This is a genomic window from Meiothermus sp., from assembly GCF_037443965.1.
Classification (GTDB): domain Bacteria; phylum Deinococcota; class Deinococci; order Deinococcales; family Thermaceae; genus Meiothermus.
Genome location: NZ_JBBINI010000013.1, coordinates 1 through 17,156 on the forward strand (window position 1 = coordinate 1; position 17,156 = coordinate 17,156).

General features: G+C 62.2%; 7 protein-coding genes. 4 read left to right on the forward strand and 3 right to left on the reverse strand.

The genetic code is table 11. The features are described 5' to 3' along the window. The 3 genes from WKI89_RS08575 to WKI89_RS08585 form a co-directional block, all read left to right on the forward strand. The coding region (locus tag WKI89_RS08575) for an Ig-like domain-containing protein (RefSeq protein ID WP_337868791.1) at positions 1–2,806 on the forward strand (2,806 nt) is incomplete at its 5' end. A gap of 38 nt (positions 2,807–2,844) precedes the next feature. Continuing rightward, on the forward strand, positions 2,845–8,100 hold the full coding sequence (locus WKI89_RS08580) for a DUF11 domain-containing protein (protein WP_337868792.1): 5,256 nt from the start codon (positions 2,845–2,847) through the stop codon (positions 8,098–8,100). A 333-nt stretch (positions 8,101–8,433) separates the two neighbouring features. After that, on the forward strand, positions 8,434–9,090 hold the full coding sequence (locus WKI89_RS08585) for a hypothetical protein (protein ID WP_337868793.1): 657 nt from the start codon (positions 8,434–8,436) through the stop codon (positions 9,088–9,090). Positions 9,091–9,386: 296 nt separating this feature from the next. Here the strand turns inward: WKI89_RS08585 and WKI89_RS08590 are convergent, their stop codons facing one another. Together WKI89_RS08590 and WKI89_RS08595 are read right to left on the reverse strand one after the other, a co-directional pair. After that, on the reverse strand, positions 9,387–10,931 hold the full coding sequence (locus tag WKI89_RS08590; protein ID WP_337868794.1) for an ABC transporter ATP-binding protein: 1,545 nt from the start codon (positions 10,929–10,931) through the stop codon (positions 9,387–9,389). A 166-nt stretch (positions 10,932–11,097) separates the two neighbouring features. Further along, the gene (locus WKI89_RS08595; RefSeq protein WP_337868795.1) at positions 11,098–12,231 is read right to left on the reverse strand and encodes a BMP family ABC transporter substrate-binding protein; all 1,134 of its coding nucleotides are present in this window, start codon (positions 12,229–12,231) and stop codon (positions 11,098–11,100) included. Between the two features lie 197 nt (positions 12,232–12,428). Between WKI89_RS08595 and ligA the strand changes: the two genes are divergently transcribed. Next, positions 12,429–14,417 (forward strand): NAD-dependent DNA ligase LigA, encoded by a 1,989-nt coding sequence (gene ligA, locus WKI89_RS08600; RefSeq protein WP_337868796.1) that lies wholly within the window; start codon positions 12,429–12,431, stop codon positions 14,415–14,417. Positions 14,418–14,423: 6 nt separating this feature from the next. On the opposite strand, the gene WKI89_RS08605 is transcribed toward ligA, so the two are convergent. Then, positions 14,424–16,994, reverse strand: coding sequence for a G8 domain-containing protein (locus tag WKI89_RS08605; protein WP_337868797.1), 2,571 nt, complete (start codon positions 16,992–16,994; stop codon positions 14,424–14,426). Between the last annotated feature and the right edge of the window lie 162 nt (positions 16,995–17,156).

Below are 17,156 nucleotides of genomic sequence, written 5' to 3' on the forward strand. Positions count from 1 at the left end.
ATGGCAAAGTGGTCTTACCCCTGTGCCCGGCTTCACCGGCACGGTGACCATCCCCTACACCGTCGCGGATCAAGACAACGACCCCAACACCAGCCCACAAACCTCCAACCCGGCCAACCTGACCGTGACCGTCAACGAGCTGCCCGCCGCGGTAGACGACCGGGCCACCACCCCGGTGGGAACCCCGGTCAACGTGCCGGTGGCCACCAACGACGTCACCAACCCCGGCCAGTCCATCCAGCCCAATACCGTTGACCTCGACCCCAGCACGCCGGGTCAGCAGACCAGCCGCACCGTACCGGGCCAGGGCACCTTCGAGCTCCAGCCCGACGGCACCGTGCGCTTTACCCCCGAGCCGGGTTTTGTGGGGACGGCCACCACGCCCTACACGGTGCAGGACAGCGCAGGCGTGACCTCGAGCCCCGCCAACATCATCATCACCGTCACGCCGCCACCGCCCACTGCGGCCAACGATCAGGCCAGCACCCCCTTCAACACCCCCGTCACCCTGTACCCCAGCACCAACGACACCCCCGGCGCGGGTGGGCAACTGGTGCCCAGCACCATTGACCTCGACCCCAGCACGCCCGGCCAGCAGACCGAGAGGGTAGTGCCGGGCCAGGGCCGCTTCGTGCTGCTGCCCGCCACCAACCTCAACAACGAGTCGGTGCAGTTCATCCCCGAGCCGGGCTTTAGCGGGACGGTCAGCATCCCCTATACCATCCAAGACAACTTCGGCCAGACCTCCAACCTGGCCAACCTGACCGTGACGGTCAACCCGCCCACCGCACCCATCGCCAACAACGACTTTGCCAGCACCAAGCGGGATACCCCGGTCACACTAAACCCGATTGCCAACGATACCAGCGGGGCAGGCACCAACCTGGTACCGGGTTCGGTTGACCTCGACCCCAGCACCCCAGGGCAGCAAACCCGCCTCGAGCTGCCGGGGCAGGGGGTCTTTGAACTGCAACCCGACGGAACGGTGCGTTTTACTCCGGCACCCGGTTTCACCGGAACCGTGCAAGCGCCCTACACCATCAACGATGCCACCGGCCAGACCTCCAACCCGGCCCGTCTGGTGGTGACGGTCAACCCCTTGCCCGCAGCTTCCAACGATAGCGCCACTACCCGTTTCAACACGCCCGTCACCCTCAACCCGCTCACCAACGACACCCCGAGCGATGGCGCGAACTTCGATCCCGCGACCCTCGACCTCGATCCCCTCACACCCGGTGTGCAGGACACCCTGACCGTACCGGGCAAAGGCACCTTCACCCGCAACCCCGATGGCAGCGTGACCTTCACGCCGGAGCCGGGCTTCACCGGAACCGTCACGATTCCCTACACCGTGAGCGACACCAGCGGAAGCACCACCAACACCGCCAACATCTCCGTCACGGTACAGGCTCCGGCGGCCCCGGTTGCCAACAACGACAGCGCCACCACCCCCTACAACACCCCGGTAACACTCAACCCGATCGCCAACGATACTCCAGGGGCGGGTGCAACGCTCGACCCCAACACCCTCGACCTCGACCCCGCCACGCCGGGCATACAAGACCGGGTGACCGTTCCGGGCAAGGGCACCTTCGTGCGCAACCCCGATGGCACCGTGACCTTTACCCCGGTCGAAGGATTTGTGGGCGCGGTGGAGATTCCCTACACGGTGCGCGACAATACCGGTCAGGAGTCTAACCCCGCCACCATCCGGGTTGAGGTGCGCGGCCCCAACCTGGTGCTCGAGAAGACTGCCGTGCAAGGTGTGGCCCGGACTGGGGGCAGCCTCGAGTACATCCTCAAGGCCACCAACCAGGGCTCGGGCGTACCGATGCGGCAGGTCACCCTGAGCGACCTGCTGCCCGTGGGGCTGGAATACCGCCCCGGAAGCAGCACCCTGAATGGCACGCCCTTTGCAGACCCACAGATCACCAACGAGGGCGGCCGTCAGCGGCTGGTCTGGGTGATTGGTGAACTGGCCCCGGACCAGTCGGCCAGCCTGCGCTTTGCCACCACCGTCACGGCGGCTGCTCCCACCACCGGCCAACTGGTCAACACCGCCGAAGCCAGCGCCTTGATCGGCAACGCGCTCAACCCGGTACGGGTCAACTCCAACGTAGCCACCGCCACCGTGCGCATCGAGCCGGGGGTCTTTAGCGACAAGGGCACCATTCTGGGCCGGGTTTATTTCGACAAGAACAACGACAACAACTACACCAGCGGGGTAGATGAGCCGCTCCAGGGTGTGCGGGTCTACCTGTCCGACGGGCGCTATGCGGTCACCGACGACCAGGGTCGCTACAGCCTGCCCGAGGTATCGCCAGGGCTCAATACCCTGCGGGTGGATGGCCTGACCGTGCCCTACGTGCCCAAGGCCGTGCCCGATGACCGCGGACTGCGCGGTACCCGTCAGGTGCGCGTCGAAGGGGCCGGTATCTACACCGAGGACTTCCTTTTCGAGGCCCCTGCCAGCGACGTGCGGGTGACCCGCTCGACCCGGGTCAGTGTGGATGGGCAGCGTCTCGAGAAGACGCTGACCCAGGTCGGAGCCAATACCTACACCGTGACCCTTACCCTGACCCTGAACAAAGCAGTGCGCAACCTGCGAATTGCCGACCCGCTGCCGCCCGGCAGCAGCCGTGGGGCCATCACCGCAACCGGCTTGCAGCCTGGCGTCCAAGGCAACGAAATCCGCCTGGGCAGCCTACCGGCTGGAACCTATACCCTGAGCTACACCCTGAGCGGCAACATCCCCATAGACCGCCTCATAACCGACCCCGACCTGTTCTGGGAGGAGGTGCGCTGATGAAGAGGCCTGTATTCTTCCCTGGATGGGTAAAAGCAATGCGAAACGAACTCGGTAAATTCGCGCTGACCAGCTTGTTGGCCCTGGCTGCTTGGGCGATGGCTCAGCCCGGAGTAGCTCAACAGTCGAGCATCAACCTGCCGCTCTCGAGCGTGGGCAGTGAGGTGGGCTGGGACCAGCGGGCCGGGGGCCAGGACGACTATCGGCTGGCTGTCTTCGAGCGGGCCGCTGCGCAGCCCCTGCGCCTCGAGCTTTATAGCCCCGACATCAACCTCAACGATTACCGCAACAAGCGGGACGTGCAAAACTACTACGGCGACGAAATCTACGCGCCGAACGTACAGATGCGTACCGATTTCAAGCTGCTGAACCGGGGCACCGCCGACGCGCTGGCAGAGCGGCGCTATGGCAACGCGGAAACCCACCGCTACGATACCCTTTACGAGGGTAGCCTCGTACAAGGCTACTACGGTCTACCGGTGCGCACCTTTGGCAACGGCAAAAACGCCTTCGGCTTCCGCCTGAGCCCCGGCCTTGCGGTGGAGGCCAGCCAGTTTACGGTTGTGACGCGGGGGCAGTTCGGTCGTGATCAGGTGGCTGCCCGCCTTACCCTGGGCCAAGCCGCGGTGGGCAAGGTTTTCCGCATCGAGAACTTCGACGCAGACGGCCCCCAGGAGATGCGCATCTTCGTGCGTTTTCCCAACGGACAGCGCCGTGAGCTGACCAGCTCCGGCGACGTGCAGTGGGCACGCAACGAGTTCCGCATCACGCCCGATCTGCGGGGGGAGTGGGCCATTCTGGTGCGGATTCTGCCCACCACCAAGCAGTTCTCCAACTCGGTCAAGTTCCGTTTGCGCCTAGATAACCAGCCCTACTACGCCCGCGTGCCGGCTGAGCCCGGCCCGGCCCTGCCCCGGGTGGAGCCGCCGCCCCCACCCCCGCCGGCCCCCAAAGTGGATCTGGCGGTGAATAAAAGTGTAAGCGCGCCGCAGGCCAATCCCGGTCAGACCGTGCGCTATACCCTGACGGTAACCAACAACGGCCCGAGCGTGGCCACCAACGTGACCCTGCGGGATGTCCTGCCCAGTGGTTTGGCGGATGTGCAGGCAGATGGCGCGGCCCGCGAGGGTAATGTCCTGACCTGGCGTCTGGGCCGCCTCGAGCCCGGCCAGCAGCAGAGCCTGCAGCTCGAGGCCACCGCCCAGAACCTGGGCACCTGGGTGAACGAGGCCGAAGTGCAGGCTGCCGAAGAAGACCCCAACCCCGAGAACAACCGGGCCCAAGCCCGCCTCGAGGTGGTAGCCCCGCCTCCGCCGCCCCGCCAGCCCGAAGTGGATCTGGTTCTCGGTAAATCGGTCGAGCCCGCCCGTATCGAGCTTGGACAGACCGCGACCTTTACCCTGACCGTGCGAAACGATGGCCCGGATGCGGCTACCGGGGTGGTTCTAACCGACCGGCTGCCGGTGGGCCTCGAGATGGTCTCCACCACCCCAGCGGCCACCCGCCAGGGCAGCACCCTGACCTGGAACCTGGAGCGCCTGCCCGCCGGGGAGCGTCGCAGCTTTAGCGTGGTGGTGCGGGGTCAGGTAGCGGGTTCACGCGCCAACCAAGCCAGCGTGACCTCGAGCGAACGCGATCGCGACACCGCCAGTAACCAAGCCCAGGCCACGCTAGAGGTGGTGGCCCCGCCTCCACCAACACCTCCACCGCCGCCCCCGCCCGAGCCTCGAGCTGACCTGGCCCTGAGCAAGTTCGTGAATCCAGCACAGGCCAGCGTGGGTGAACGGGTAACCTATACCCTGGTATTGGTCAACAACGGCCCCAGCGAAGCTACCGGTGTGGTGCTGACCGATCGCCTGCCTGCTGGGCTTAGCGAGGTCAGGGCCGAAGGGGCCTCCCTCAGCGACAGTACCCTTACCTGGGCCATCGGCAGCCTGCCCAGCGGGGCGCGCCGGAGCTTTACTGTGCAAGCCACCGCATCCCAGGCCGGCACCCTGACCAACCTCGCCGAGGTGCGCCTGCGCGAGAGCGACCCCAACCCCGAGAACAACCGTGCCCAGGCCCGTCTGAGCGTAGCCCAGCCCCCTGCGCCCCCGCCGCCGGTGGTGCGCGAGCCGGTGCGGGAGCGTGAATCCGAGGTCACCCTGGCGGCCCGTCTGGCTTCGGCCCCTGCATCGGGTGTGGTCATCCTCTCGGATCGCATCCCGGTTGGGGCCCGCTACGTGTTGGGCAGCAGCCGTCTGCTGCGCGGCGAGGGGCAGGGTGGGCTCGAGCAGTCCATACTGAACAACCCCACCCGCGAGAATGCCGATCCCATCGCCGACCCCGTGGTCTCGGGCGACCGCTTGTTCTGGATTGTGCCCGCCCCCTTGCGCAGCAGCTATGTGCTGGGCTACCGCCTGACCCACCAGGGGGCGCTGGAATTCCCGCAAGACCGCCTGGGTGTGATCCTGCAAACCCCCCAGACCCGCTCGGCGGGACGCCCCCGGACGCCCAACCAGCAGCCTCTCTTGGGCAGCCTGGGTGATGTGCGGGTACTGGTAGGGGAGGCCAGTCTGCTCGAGCGCTTGAGCCAGGCCCAGCCCATCCAGCGTAGCGAGCTAGCCGACCTGCGGGCCGTGCAGGGCGGGGGTGCGCCCAGTGTCATCCAGATCTACCCCAGCCGTCCCCTCACCACCGACCGGGCCGACCAACCCGAGCTGACCATCGTGGTGCGCGATGCCCAAGGCAACCCGGCCAATCTGGGTTATGTCTCAGTCAACGTGCAGCCCGAGCCCAACCTGCCCGATGCCGAGCCTACCGTGCCGGGCTACCAGGTGCGCCTCGAGAACGGCGAGGCCCGCCTACCGCTCTCCAACCTGGGGACGCGTTTGCAGGGTGGCAGCCCCGACGTGGTTACCCTCGAGGTGATTGCGGGCGATGTACGAACCGAGGCCCGTTTCCCGGTTGAGGCGGCCGAACCCCGTCCCTGGGTGGTCTCGGGTGCCTTGGGCGTGCAGGCCAATCTCAACAGCAACGGCTTTAGTCTGGAGAGCTCCTTGCGGGCTTTTGGGCGCGGCACGGTGCTGGGGGAGGGTTTGCTCACGGCTGCGGTGAATACCGGCGCAGACTTCAGCGTGCAGAACGGCTTCTTCTTCCGCGACGTGAACCTGCTGCCGCCCGCCAACCCCTACCAGCGCTTCCCGCTGCTGGGCGATAGCGCGCAGATTGGAACCGACGTCAACTCCGCCGATAGCTTCTTCTTGCGGTTTGAGGTGGACAAAAACTACCTGCAATACGGGCAGCTCAACACCGATTTCCAGGGCTTACTCACCGGCTATAACGCCGGCTATAACGGCCTCAAGGGGGTGTTGCGGCAGGGTGGATTTGGCCTCAACGCCTTTGCGGCGCTGGTGCCCAACGCCAACCGCCGCGAGGTGATCCCCGGCGATGGAACCAGCTTCTACCGGCTGGGCCTGCTGCCAACCGAGCGCCCGGTAGTGAGCAACAGCGAGCAGGTGGTGCGGGTGGTGCGCGATCGTTCCAACCCCAACCTGGTGTTGAGCCGCACCGTTCTGCTGCGCAACGCCGACTACGAGATTGACTACGCCGCGGGTATCTTGCAACTGCGCTCACCCTTGCAACCCACCGATCTCAACGGCAACCCGCAGAGCCTCGAGGTGGCCTACGCCGTCACCACCCCCAGCGGCATCGTGCGCGAACTGCGCGGCGGTCTGCAAGCCGGCTACGAAACCGAGACCTTCGGCATCAAAGCTACGCTGCTCTCGCTGGACAGCAGTGTCTCCGGGCTGGCGGGCCTGGGCTTTAGACTGGGTGGGCCGAACGCCGGTCTCGAGGCCGAACTAGCCGCGCCGATCAACGACTTGCTCAAGGTCGCAGGTGCGGCCCGTTTCAGCCTTAAGTCCGAAAACTTCAACTTCGAGGGCAGATACCAGGACGTAGCCCCAGGCTTCCAGGACCCACGTGGAACCCTCAACGCCCAGCGGGATATCAGCCTGGGTGCAGCCGCTCGATTTGGCTTGCTGAGCCTCAACGGTCGTTACAGCCTCAATACCGATTATGCTGCCAACAGCACCACCCAGCAGCTCAGCGCCGAAGCCCGGGCCGGTGATGAAAATCTGGCCTTGTTGCTGGGAGCAGGCGCCAGCTTTGGCCTGAGTCCGCAGTCCATCAACAACTTCCAGACCGATACCGCCTTCCTCTCGTTAGGCGCGGAAGCGCGATTTGGCAGTTTCGGCGTGGCTTTGCGCCAGTTGATTGGCCTGGGCGACACGCCCGGCGCTACCGACCTGGGCCTCGACTACGCCCTAACCCAGAACTTTGGTATACGGCTCCAAAGCCGCCTGACCTACGCCGCCAGTGGGCTGCGTCTGAGCGGCGCGCTGGGGGTGCGGGGTAGCTTTGCCAACGACGAGCTGCTACGCACCCTGCTGGGCAACAGCCCCGAGACCCCCGACCCCGAGGCTCGCCAGCTAGGTACCACCAACCTAAGCGCGGCCTACGAGTTATCCAACCTCGATGGCGAAGCCGGGCGCACCCGCCTGGGCCTCGAGACCACCATTCCGCTCAGCCCGGCGCTCCAGTTGGGCCTGAGTTCCAACGTCACCCTGGCCGACAATGCCCAGGGTGGGGCCAGCGCCGGCTTGGGCCTGCGCTACAAGATCGATCAACTGCAGGCCAGCGCCCGCGCCGAGATCTCCGGTCAGGCCAGCGCCCCTGGCATCAAGCAGGTCTACGAGTTCGGCCTGATCTATAGGCCCAGCAGCGATCTGATCGTTTCTCCACAGGCCACCTATGTGCGTGAGGCCAGCGGAACCGACGGCACCCGCTTTAGTCTGGCCGGTGCGTACCGCGGCGACCGCCTGAGCGTACTAACCCAGAACGTGCTGCGAGGCGGCTTCTACCGCGATGCCGACGGCATCTTGTTCGAGGGCGAGGTGCGCGGGGGCTACCAGGCCGATGAGCGCTGGTTTGTGCGTCTGGGAACCGCTTACCGCCTGAGCGACACGGGTGTTTTTACCGGTCAAGTGGGGGGCGGCTTCACCTACTTCTTGAGCGATACCTTTGGCCTAGGTGCGAACGGTAGTTATCTGTTCCAGTCCGCTACCAGCTCAGGCCAGCTCTCGCTTGGGGTGGAGGCCAGCCTGCGGGTCGCCACCGGCCTGACCTTCTCGGTAGGGGCCAACCTGCTGGGCACCCAGACCAGCCTGGCGGGCTTCCAGAGTCTGCCCGGTCTCTACCTGCGCCTAGACTGGCTGTTTGACGAGACCCTGTTTGGTGCGCCTACCCGATAACCCACCGGGTTGTGTGTTGCCAAGTGTCCAGGGGGTTCTGTGCCCTCGAGCGTGTAGCTGCGCGTGCAATTTTTAGGGCTTAACAAACACAGTGTGGCACAGCTCATACCAGGCCGAGATTACCTCGGCTTGGTGTTTTCTTGTGACGCGGTCTTCGCTATTTTTGCCGCTGCGCGAAAACGAGAATGCATCTGGGCCTGGACGCATGTTTTCGAGTTTCCCAGCGGCAAAAAATAAGCCTGGGAACGTACTTTTCATGACCGCGATGGTGCCATTTTTTCTGAAGACCGTTCTAACCCAGCAGACCCGGACGCGATTTGCTAGGCTGTACCTATGTTTTGGCGTGTGTTGCGCGCAGGGGGTCGGCCCCCGGCGATCTGGATATTGGTACTGGGCCTCGGGGTGGTGGCTGCGATGCTATTTGTGCAGGGCCTCGAGCCCTATCGCTCGGCCTGGCCCGTCCCCTTTCTCATCACCCTGCTGGCCTGGATTGCCATGAGCGCCACCCAGCTCGAGAACCGCGTGGCCCCGCTCATTCAGGACGACCCGCTCATGCGCAAGGCCTTGGAGCGCCGCGACGCCCTGGCCCGCGAGATCGCGCTGCTCGAGGCCCCCAGTTTCCGACACCAAGTAGATGATGTTTTGCAGCAAGTGGACAAGGATATCCTGCCCGAGTTTGAACGCCGCTTGGCTCGCCACCGCACCCTGGAATCCGCTCTGGCCGACCACCGCAAAGGGCGAGGCCCCCTGGTCGGTGCCAGCCCGGCTACTATAGCTAATTTGAGACAACTTAGCACGGCCCAGCAAGAAGCCCTGCAAGGGCTACTGACCAAGCTCTCCGACATGGTGGCTAACCTGATCGGCCTATCGCACAGCACCGAAGACCCAGAGACTCTGCGGCGCGCTCGAGCCCTGGTCGAAGACATGGCGACCTACTGGGAGTCCAGTGCGGAGGTGTTTAGAGATACCGACGCAACCCTCAAAAGGTAGGGCTTAGAGTCTAGTGGTTTGGTAAGTCATACTGTTTCCGCTTGAATCCTTCAGCGTTGGACGCAGTCAGAGGTGAAGGATTCAAGCCGACCGAAGGGAGTAGAAAAGCATTTCTGCAGTATCGTTTAGGCTCTCAAAAGTGAATGATATTGCCGAAATGCGTATCAAAGATTGATATGCAGTGAAGTTCCCAAAATGAAGCGTTCAAAGCAACTCTCAGATATTAAGGGAGCTAAATCCATCCCAGGAATTAAGTTACCGGAGCACTAGAACTCGGCTAAGATTTTCCAGGATAATCATTCGGTGATGCCCGCCATCAGCAGCCCCAGCTTTTCTTCGGTTGCTTCGCTGGCCTTGAGTTCGCCCATGATGCGACCCTCGAACATCACCAAGATGCGGTCTGCCAGCGAGCGCACCTCGTTGAGATCGGCGGAGACCAGCAGTACGGCCATACCCGCGTCCCTGGCCTTTACGATGTTTTCGTGGATAAACTCGATGGCCCCGATGTCCACCCCACGGGTGGGTTGGGCGGCTACCAGTACCTTGGGTTTGCGGCTTAACTCACGCCCCACAATGATTTTCTGGGCGTTGCCACCGGAATAGCGCCGGGCTGCCAGCTCGGTGCTGCGGGGGCGCACATCGAACTGTTCCACGATTTCGCGGCCTTCCGTTTCGATGGTATCAGCATCAATAAAACCCAAAAACCCCGCGTTGGGACTGCGGTAGTGATCGCCCAAAATCAGATTTTCACGGGTGGTAAAATCCAGCACCAAGCCCCGCGCATTGCGGTCTTCGGGAATATGGGAGACCCCCCACTCGCGCACCGCTCGCGCGCTGGGCTTGAGGGTCTGGCCGTGGTATCGGATGGTGCCCTGGTAGGGCCGCAGGCCGGTAATGGCTTCCACCAGCTCGGTCTGGCCGTTACCCTCCACCCCCGCGATGCCCACGATCTCACCGGCCCGCACCTGAAACGAAACCCCGTTGAGCCGGTGTTTTTTATCTTTACCCGGAATGTGCAGATCAATGACCTCGAGCACAGCCTCGGCGGGCCTGGCCTCGGACTTGTCCACCGAAAGGATGACCTCGCGCCCGACCATCATGCGGGCCAGTTGTGCTACGTTGGTCTCGGGGGTGTTGACGGTGCCCACCACCTTACCGTCGCGGATAACGGTCACGCGGTGCGAGAGCTTGATGACCTCGGCCAGCTTGTGGCTGATGAAAATAACCGCATTGCCCTGATCCACAAAACGGCGCAGAAAATCGAACAGTTCGTCGGCTTCCTGGGGCGTAAGTACGGCTGTGGGTTCGTCCAGGATCAGAATTTTGGCCTTGCGGTAGAGCGCCTTGAGGATTTCCACCCGCTGCTGCAAGCCCACCGGCAGCTCTTCCACAGGAGTATCCAGCGGAAGGTCGAACTCGAGGTCTTTCATCAAAGCCTCTACCTCGGCGCGGGCCTGGGCCAGGTTGAGCTGGGCTCCTTGCGTTGGTTCCGAGCCCAGAATCACGTTTTCCAGCACCGTGAAAGGGTCTACTAGCATGAAGTGCTGGTGAACCATCCCGATCCCCTGCGCGATGGCATCGCCTGGTTCAGTGATATGTACCTTTTGACCGTTGGCCCAAATCTCTCCCTGATCGGGTTTGACCAGACCATAGACAATCTTCATCAGTGTGGACTTGCCCGCCCCATTTTCCCCCACCACTGCCAGCACCTCGCCCCAGCGCACATCCAGCGAAATACGGTCGTTGGCCAAGACCAGCGGATAGCGCTTGGTGATGTCTTTGAGCTCGAGGGCCACCGCACCTTTGGGGGGTGTACTGGGGGTGGAAGCGGGATTGTTCATGCCCTCAATCATACAAGGAAGATTAGCTTGATACACGCCGTCGAAAGCGCAAAGCCAAACAATCCTTCCTCTGATGCGTGGAGACGTGGGAGAGGCAAAAGAAACGGGGTATTTGCTGCAAAAAAACGCCCAGGGAAACACCCTGAGCGTTGCACTGCAAGGCCAACTAGCGCTTGTCGGGTACTTTGAGGGCGCCGGAGATGATCTGGCTGCGCAAAACGGCCAGGCGGTTGATGACCGCCTGAGGAATCAGAGCGCGGTTGAAGTCGTCGAGGGCGTAGCCCACCCCGTTGTTGTTCAGGCCGAATTCACGCACGCCACCCTTGAAGGTATTGTCCTTAACCGACTTGATCACATCAAAGGTAGCTACATCCACCCGCTTGAGCATGGAGGTGAGCACGTGGTTGAGGGTGCGGGGGTTGTTGTCGGTGTCGCCCAGGTAGTTCTGGTTGGCGTCCACCCCTACCATGAACATCGGGCGGGTGGTAGCGGCAGGGCAGGACTGGTTATAAGCCGCGTAGCGGGGCACTGCCGAGCCGTTGTTGGAGATGAAGCGTATGCCCGAGGGCAGCTCGGCTTGCTTCAAGCAGCGCTGTTGCTTCACAAAGTCCAGCACGCCCAGGCCCGAAGCACCTGCGGCGGCATAGATGATGTCCGCACCCTGCTTGGACTGGGCGGTGGCGATTTCTTTGGCCTTGCCGGGATCGTTCCAGGCGGCAGGGGTGGTACCCACGTAGTTAATGAGCACACGGGGGTTGGCGATGTTGCGCTCACGCATACCCGCAATGGCCCCAGCACGGTAGCCCTGCTCGAACTTGTGGATCAGCGGGATGTCCATACCGCCTACAAAGCCCACCACACCGGTATTGGTGGTGCGACCGGCGATGTAGCCCACCAGGTAGCTGCCTTCGTGCTCGCGGAAGACCAGACCCACCGCGTTGTCGCACTTGCCTTCGCAGGGCACCGAGTCAATCACCGCGAACTTGATGTCCTTGAATTCCTGGGCGTTGCGGGTAATGGAGGGCTCGTTAGCGAAGCCTACCCCGATAATTAGGTCGAAGCCTTCTTCGGCAAAGCGGCGGATGCCTTGGCCCACCTGGCCGGGGTCGCCGGGCTCGAAGTCGAAGACCCGTACCCCCAACTCGCGCGCAGCGCGTTGCGCGCCCTCAAAAGTAGACTGGTTAAAACTGCGGTCGTTCTTGCCACCTGCGTCGAAAGCCATGCCGACCCGCACATCCTGGGCCAGTCCCAGCCCCAATACGGTAGCCACGGCAGCACCGAGCACTACGAGTTTCTTCATGCGATTCGCCTCCATTTACTTGTGAACAACACAAGTTCGAAACTGGCTGTTAGCCTCTGGCATTATAGAGCAGAAATCATGAAGCTTGAAAGGGGCTTGACAAAAGAATGAAGCGCACCTTCAGCACTTTGTGAGGCTTTGCGAGTTCGGTGTGAAATCGCTTCGATCTTCTTGAGCAAAAAAGATACAATCGCATTATGTCTACGCCCAAGCAGCGAATATCGGAGTTACGAGAGCAGATTCGATACCACAACTACCGCTACCACGTGTTGGACGACCCCGAGATTTCCGATGCGGAGTACGATCGGCTGTTGCGTGAACTCAAAGAACTGGAAGAAGCCCACCCCGAACTGATTACCCCAGACTCACCCACACAGACGGTCGGCAGCCAAATCTACGAGACCACCTTTGAAACCGTGCCCCACCCGAGTCGGATGTTCTCGCTGGGCAATGCCTTTAGCCTACAGGACATTCAAGACTTTGAAGCCAGCATCAACCGCGTCTTGGGCCGTGAAGATAGCCATGCGTATGTACTCGAGCACAAGATTGACGGCCTCTCGGTCAACCTGATCTACCGCGATGGGGTGCTCCGGCGCGGCCTGACCCGGGGCGATGGGACGGTGGGCGAGGACGTCACCCCCAACCTGCTCACCATTTCCGACATACCGCGGCAACTGCCCGAGCCCCTGAGCCTCGAGGTGCGGGGTGAAATTTACCTGCCCATCCAGACCTTTTTGGAGCTGAACGCCCGGTTGGAAGAGGAGGGGGCTGCGCCTTTCAAAAACCCCCGCAACGCTGCCGCGGGCAGCCTGCGCCAGAAAGACCCCCGTGTGACCGCAAGCCGGGGCCTGCGCGGCTTTTTTTACGGGGTGGGGCGGCCAGACGAATTTGGGGTGGCCACCCAGTATGAGCTACTGGAAAAGCTGAGAGAGCTTGGATTTGCCGTAGAGCCCAGTTTTCGCCTGGTTCGGGGGGTGCAGGGGGTGGAGCAGGGCTACCAGAACATGCTGGCCCACCGCCGGGAGCTTCCCTTTGAGGCCGATGGCGTGACGGTCAAGCTCAATAACCTCGCGCTCTGGTCGGAACTGGGCTATACCGCCAAGACCCCTCGCTTTGCCATTGCCTACAAGTTTCCCGCAGAGGAGAAACCTACGCGCGTGCTGAGGGTGGTTTTTCAGGTAGGGCGCACCGGGCGGGTGACGCCGGTGGCCGAACTCGAGCCCATCTCGCTGGACGGCTCCATCGTTAGCCGGGTCACGCTGCATAACGAGAGTTACGTACAGGAGTTGGGCCTCCGGATCGGCGATACGGTGCTTGTGCACAAATCCGGTGGGGTGATTCCTGAGGTGCTGCGGGTTCTTACCGACCAACCGCGCGGCGAACAGCCTGTGGAATGGCCCCAGCGCTGCCCTGAATGCAACGCCGAGCTGGTTCTGTCCGGCAAAATTCACCTCTGCCCAAATCCTCTATGTCCAGCCAAAGCCTTTGAGTCCATCCGCCACTTTGCCAGTCGCCGGGCCATGGACATTCAGGGGCTGGGGGAAAAGCTCATCGAGCAACTCTTACAGGCTGGACTGGTTAAGGATGCAGCTGATCTGTACCAGCTTCAACTCAAGGACTTGGCGGCCCTCGAGCGCATGGCGGAAAAAAGTGCCCAGAACCTGGTGGAGCAGATTGAGAGCAGCAAAAGCCGCGGCCTCGAGCGCCTCCTGTTAGCCCTGGGTATCCCGCAGGTAGGGGAGAGCACGGCCCGTACCTTGGCCAAGCGTTTTGGGCATCTGGACAGGGTTCTGGCGGCTACCGTGGAAGAGCTGGACGCGGTCGAAGACATTGCCGAAGTAACTGCCCAGGCTATCCACGGTGCGCTGGAGAAGCCCGAGATGCGACAATTTATCGAACGGCTGCGGGCTGCAGGGGTAGGTTTTGAGGCCAAGGAAAAGCAGAAAAGCAACGCCCTGGAAGGGCTAACTTTTGTGCTTACCGGCGAGCTGTCCCGTCCCAGGGACGAAGTAGCGCGGGAGCTCGAGGCCCAGGGAGCGAAAATATCTGGCTCGGTCAGCAAGAAAACCAGCTATGTGGTGGCCGGGCCGGGTGCGGGCTCGAAGCTCGAGAAAGCCAGAGAGCTGGGTATTACCATCCTGAATGAGGAGGAGCTATACCAGCTCATACAAGCCCGCTCGCAGTAGGGGGCCTCATCGGCACAGGTCGTTGCGGCAGATGTCCAGCACCGCCCAGTCGCGGCCAGGCTGGTCGCGCACCACCAGCTTCACATAAACAATACCGCCTTCGCTCCAGTAGCGGTCACCGTTGCTGCTATCGAATTCGGCCCTGGAAGCCGCCCGGGGCAGTTTATTACGGTTGTCAATCCAGTAATCGCGGTAAATGGAGGGCTCCCCGCTATAAGGGATTGCCACGTAGATGAGGTCTCCCGGCGCACTATCTTCAAAGCGCAGCTTGAGCTTGTTGGGAATGGTTCCCGTCACGCCCAAGGTGTAGCCGCGGCCCTTGATGACGCTGGCCCCAAAATTCGTATTATCGCCGCCGTTGGGCGTACCCCACATACGGAAGAGCGGGTTGCTGCCATCATTGCGCGTAAGCGAGACTGGGGCGATGTTGCCGCCGCTTTCGTTGTAAATGTACAGACGCCCGTAGCTGTAGTTACAAATTCCGGCGTTCCACTCGGCTCGCAGCACACAGTTGGTGTCCAGTAAGAAGGGGTTGTTGAACACGATGGCATGGCCCCGGCTGCCCCCCACCGAACCATCGGCATCCACAAAAACCGCACCCCGGTAGCCGTCGGCGTTGTCATCATTGGCAATTTCTTCAGGGGAGGGCTCGGCTCTGGGAGGGAAGTAGACCGGTTTGGCGTTCTCGAAACGGGCTCCCTGCGCGAAGTTGCGGCTGTCAATAGCAAAGTCGGTGAAGCGCAGGTAGCTTAAGGCCCCGGCCTCGCGGGTGGCGGTCTGGCCGCCCTGCGCGTTTTGGATTTGCAAGGGCTGGAAGTTCACAAACTGCACATTGCGGAAGCCGATCTTGCCATCGTAGAACTCGAAGCCGCGCAGGGGGAAGTTGTCCTGAATGGGGCCGCCGTTGCTGGCTGCCCAGGGCCTGGGCAGGCTACGCCCATCGCTGCCACGGAATTCCCAATTTTCGGCGAAGCCCTTGTTGGCGCTATCGCCCACCACCAGGGAGTCTTCCAGCGTGCTCTCCCAGGAGGCGAAAGTCACCCCAATGGCATTGTCGGCCAGTTTAGCCCCGGTGACCTTGTGATTGGTGCCGCGCAGCCAGGCGGCGTTGCCTCGGTTTTTGTAGGCGGTGAAGTTCTTAAACTCGGCCAGTACCGGGGGGTTCTTGGTGTTATCGTACTGGGTCTGTCCGTCGGCAGGGTTGGTGCGCGGGTTGTAGATGGTGGTTTCGGACTGTAGGGTGTTTTTGTTGGGGCCTCGGTCTACCATGAGGCCATCCCAGTTGGAGTGGGCCACGTTCCCGGAAAACTCGCCCAGCGGCGTGCGGCGGGGCCAGATGGCGGTGGTCGCCGAAGGGCCGGTGGGGTTCTCGGGAAAGGCGTACCAGAAGCCGGTGTGGTGCGAGCCGGCCGCCACGTTGCCCCGGACGATGTTGTCGGGGTGGGTGATCCAGAAGGTAGCGGGGTTGGTGTCAGTGGGAATGACCGGGCGCTCGCCTTGTTGGCTGTTGGGGCGGCGGGTCAGGATGCCCAGATTGCCCTCGAGCAGGTTTTTGGTTTCGGCGCCGTCCTCGAGGAAGTAGCAATGCCCCACGGTGTTGTAGGCCACGTTGCCGACCACTTCGACCCGGTTGGTGCCGTGAATGGTTACGCAGCGGTTGAAGCTTTGGTGGATGGAGGATTGCTTGAGAAACTGTCCCGAAGCGTCGCCCATTAGGTGCCAGTGGATGGGATAACGGGCTAGTTGATTGCGCTGGCCCATCCGAAAGAGCTCCACGCCCGAGATGCGCAATGTGCCCCCCTGCATGGCCATGATGTGGCCGCCAAAGCCACCCTGGCTCGAGGCCTCATCGCCCTGGATGGTAATGTTGCGGCTGAGCAGGCCCACCTCACCCCGCTGGTCTACCCCGTAGGTAATTTCGCCAAAATGGGGGTATTTGAGCGCCGCGTCGAGGGTGATGCTGTTGCCGGATATCGCGGTAATGGTTCTCACTTCCGCCTGATCGGGGTTGAAATCGGTGGAGGCCAGCACGATGCGGTCGCCTACCCGCCAACCCGTCGGATCCAGCACCGTGATGCGGTTGGAACCGGTGGACACACTCCCGCTCAGTTTGGTCCAGCCATTGCGGGGTTCGCCGTGAACGTCCAGCACGCCGCCCATCATCACCCCAATCACCTTGCTGCCCATGCCCATGATGTTCTCGCTGGGGTTGCTGCCGGTGAGGGTCAGGATGGCTCGGTTGCGAAAAGGCTGGCTGGGGGTGCCGATCTCGAGCTTCCCATGAACCATAATCCAGTCGGCGCTAAGCTGCAAATCCTTGCGATCAAATCGCAAAATACCGTTGATGGTCAGGCCCTTGAGCGCTGGAGGGCTGATGTCCAGCGTCACCGCCAGATCGGCCGGGATGGTCACCACCTCTCCTTGCCGAGGCACCTGTCCACTAGGCCAGGTCTTGGGGTCTGACCACACCCCCGTCCGGCTGGGGTTGGGGCCGCCGGGTGGTGGATTGGCACCTGCATCCTGTATCGAGCATGCGGCTGCACTTAACACAACGATCAGCCAGAGCCAGTGTTTCATGGGGTTCCTCCACGAATGGGGTTTTTGCTAAAAATTGCTAGGGGCAGCAGTACCAAAGATTTCGCCTAGTGCATACGATACAGAAGAGCCTTCCACACGCTTGTTTGGCTCGGATTAAGATTGGGTTTATCTTTCCATCATAGAAAATGAGCGTTTGATAAT